The 3,209-nt window shown below is 35.1% G+C and carries 3 protein-coding genes; 1 reads left to right on the top strand and 2 read right to left on the bottom strand.

Annotated features, from left to right (window positions below):
• Nucleotides 1–216: 216 nt before the first annotated feature.
• Complete coding sequence (locus LBD46_06055) at nt 217–708, bottom strand: hypothetical protein (protein MDR2426722.1); 492 nt, start codon at nt 706–708, stop codon at nt 217–219.
• On the bottom strand, nt 705–1,031 hold the full coding sequence (locus LBD46_06050; protein ID MDR2426721.1) for an MGMT family protein: 327 nt from the start codon (nt 1,029–1,031) through the stop codon (nt 705–707). The genes LBD46_06055 and LBD46_06050 overlap by 4 nt, the downstream gene beginning before the upstream one ends.
• A 212-nt stretch (nt 1,032–1,243) precedes the next feature.
• Between LBD46_06050 and cls the strand changes: the two genes are divergently transcribed.
• The gene (gene cls, locus LBD46_06045; protein ID MDR2426720.1) at nt 1,244–2,698 is read left to right on the top strand and encodes a cardiolipin synthase; all 1,455 of its coding nucleotides are present in this window, start codon (nt 1,244–1,246) and stop codon (nt 2,696–2,698) included.
• Nucleotides 2,699–3,209: the final 511 nt, after the last annotated feature.

Raw genomic sequence — 3,209 nt, 5'->3', positions numbered from 1 at the left:
AATAAAAAATAAAAACCGCAGAGCTTCTTAACAAAGCTCTGCGGTTTTTTAATAGTTTAATTTTTATAAGTCCGTCAGGAGATTGCATCTTCAAGCCGCAATATTAAGTGCCTGTGAAGTGAAATCTTACAGTTTGCTCTGGAGATATCGCATACACAAATTTGCCCAAACGCTGTACGCAGCACATTTCCCGCAGCCGCAGCCTTTATTTTATTGTTAAATCTGTTTTTCTATTGCCAAAACCCATTCGTCGAGTCTGTCTTTTAGCATATCTGGTTTTTTGAAATCTTTTCCCGTAAAACCTATACCTTGTAAAACCTTTGCTCCGTTGGAATTTTTGTTGAAATTTTTTAAAAAATTACCTTTGTTTCCGCCGCTTGTGCAGAAGGGAATTAAAATTTTTCCAGAAAAATCATTGCCGTTTAAAAATGACATCATCGGCGGCGGAACCGTCATCGCCCATACCGGTGCGCCGGCAAATATGATGTCATAACCGGAAATATTGATTTTATTGCTTATCTCAGGCTGTTTTCCTATTAAAATGTCGAATCCTCCGAAAAATAATGCACAGAAATAGTTTTTACTGTACGGCTTTTTAAGCTCTATCGAATAAATATCTCCTCCTGCTGCAGACTGAATCTGCTTTGATATCAATGCGGTACGGCCAGAAAGCGAATAATAAACGGTCAAAACTTTTTTATCTTTCATTTATCCTCCGTGAAAATATTAATTTTAAAATTCTGTTCGTCAATCTTATGCTTGTCCATTCTTACTTTTTTATCTTTTGTAAAAGTTACTTTTTCAGATTTTAAAAGTTTATACTGTCTGTTGATACCCCCGAAAACAAAAGCTGGTGTTAAAGAGCCGTCTTTAAAAACGACTCTGTGGCAGGCAATATTTTCAGGATTAGGATTTCCATGAAGCGCATATCCTACGGCTCTTGATGCTCTCGGATTTCCCGCAAGACGAGAAATCTGTCCATAATACATAACGCAGCCTTTGGGAATAAGTTTAACGATTTCATATACCATTTGATTAAAGCTCTTCAATTTCCTCATAAATAAATTATATAAAAATATTATTTTAGTTAAAAACCGTTTTCTGTCCTCATTTTTTTGCATAATTAATGTATAATATATCAGTTTTATTTTCAAAAAAATAAAAAAGCACATAAAAGAAAATATTATTTTTGTTATGGCTTTTGTGCATATATTGTCATACTAAAATATATAAAGGAATTTTTATGAGTTTCATATATCAATTAATAACATCGCATGCATATTTTTCTTTTGTTATAACTTTTTTTTATATTATTATTTCGGCTTGCTGTGCCGTACATATACTTTTAAATAAAGAAGATATAAAGGGTGCGATAAGCTGGCTGGGAATAGTTTTTCTTTCTCCGTTTATAGGTTCGGTTTTATATATTTTTCTCGGGATAAACAGGGTGCGGCGTAAAGCTGTTAAACTGAGAAAAAAAGGTGATATTTTACAAAAAGTTCCAAGAGATAAACTGCAAAACGTCGCACAGCAGCTGCCGCAGCGGTTTATTCAATATATGGTATATGGGCATAATGTTTATCCCCAAAATTTTGCGTCGGGAAATTCGATAAAAGTTCTTCAAAACGGTACGGAAGCATATCCTGAAATGGTTGAAGCCATAAAAAATGCAAGACATGAAGTGCTAATAGAAAGCTATATTTTTAGCTATGACAGCGAAACGGAAAAAATTCTCCATGCCTGCGAAACTGCGGTGTCAAACGGTGCTGAAGTAAAAGTTCTTGTTGACTGGATAGGGATAATGGGATACAGCCGCAGATCGATCGAACCAGAACTTAAAAAAATCAAAGGGCTGCAATATGGAATATTTCTGCCGCCTAAAATCCCTTTTGCGCTTCATTTAGTAAATATGCGCAATCACAGAAAAATAATGATAATCGACGGAGTGATTTCTTTTTTCGGAGGAATGAATCTTGCATTGGAAAATACGCTTATACATGACTCGAAAAATGGCATTCGGGATATAACTTTTAAAGTGGAAGGTCCCGTAGTAGATCAAATATCGCAGGTTTTTGAAGAAGACTGGGAATTTACTACTGGCGTACATATGCATGGATATTCAAAAGATCTTCTGGAAATGTCGAGAGGTAAAATTCCCGCACGCGTCATACCTGATGGTCCAGATAATAAACAAGGTAAAATTGAGCTTATGGTTCAGGGAGCGATAAACGCCGCTGCAAAAAAAATAATTATAGTTACGCCTTATTTTTTGCCAGAAAACAATATTTTAACATCTTTGGAAATGGCTGCAATGAGGGGTGTTGACGTAGAGATTATCATTCCGCAAAAGACTGATAATATTATTATAAATTGGGCTATGGAACCAAATTTTGAAAAACTAATTACAAGAGGTATAAAAATTTATAGAACTCCTTTGCCTTTTGATCACAGTAAATATTTTGTGGTAGATGATATAAGTGTTTTTATAGGTTCGGCAAATTGGGATGTAAGAAGTTTCAGGCTTCATTTTGAATGTAATATGGAACTGCTCAGCAAAGAAACAGCACAGGAACTGACTGAAATTGCAGAGCAAAAAAAGAAAACAGCTAAAATGGTTACTATAGAAGAAAGCAAAAGACTTCATTTTTTAAAAAGGCTGAGGAATAATGCCTGTAGGCTGCTCACTCCATATTACTAATATTGGCACAGTAGGAATTAACCCAAACGGACATTGTCGATCGTTTGTTTTTGTTGTTATCGTTGGATAATAAAAGAGACGAAATCCCCCAGAGATATATAAGGAGTTCAGATGCTATTAGAACAAACCCTTCACAGAAGGGGAAGTTTAACAGCTTGTTATTTCTTTTTCACTTCTTTTGCTTCTTTTAGTAAACGTTCGCTTTCTGTACGCAGTTTAAAACTCTTTTCTATTAATTCAGCAAAAGGTTCTATTTCCTCTTTGCTCCCTTCATCTCCGTGAGGGGGATGTTAAAAAAACTAAGCTTTTCCTTTTTCCCAAACTCTATAAACGCTTCCGCTATATATTCTCTTATATACTTATCACTCGAATTGTTAAATCTACCTTGCGGCTTCGACCTCCTGATTTTAAAAAATTTAAATTCCTCTCTATAAATAGTATATCCCTGCTTACCTTTCTTTGCTTTTTCCCTCCGCTGTTTTTGGCTGTCACACTATTGACCAGTATTACC

It is taken from the genome of Candidatus Endomicrobium procryptotermitis, assembly GCA_031279415.1.
Taxonomy (GTDB): domain Bacteria; phylum Elusimicrobiota; class Endomicrobiia; order Endomicrobiales; family Endomicrobiaceae; genus Endomicrobium_B; species Endomicrobium_B procryptotermitis.
The sequence above is the reverse complement of the archived record's forward strand: the minus strand, read 5'-3'. Positions and strand labels throughout refer to the sequence as shown.

Bases quoted from the DNA above. Each gene is read 5' to 3' on its own strand.
- LBD46_06055 (MDR2426722.1), bottom strand. From the start codon at position 708: ATGAAAGATAAAAAAGTTTTGACCGTTTATTATTCGCTTTCTGGCCGT.
- LBD46_06050 (MDR2426721.1), bottom strand. From the start codon at position 1,031: ATGGTATATGAAATCGTTAAACTTATTCCCAAAGGCTGCGTTATGTAT.
- cls (MDR2426720.1), top strand. From the start codon at position 1,244: ATGAGTTTCATATATCAATTAATAACATCGCATGCATATTTTTCTTTT.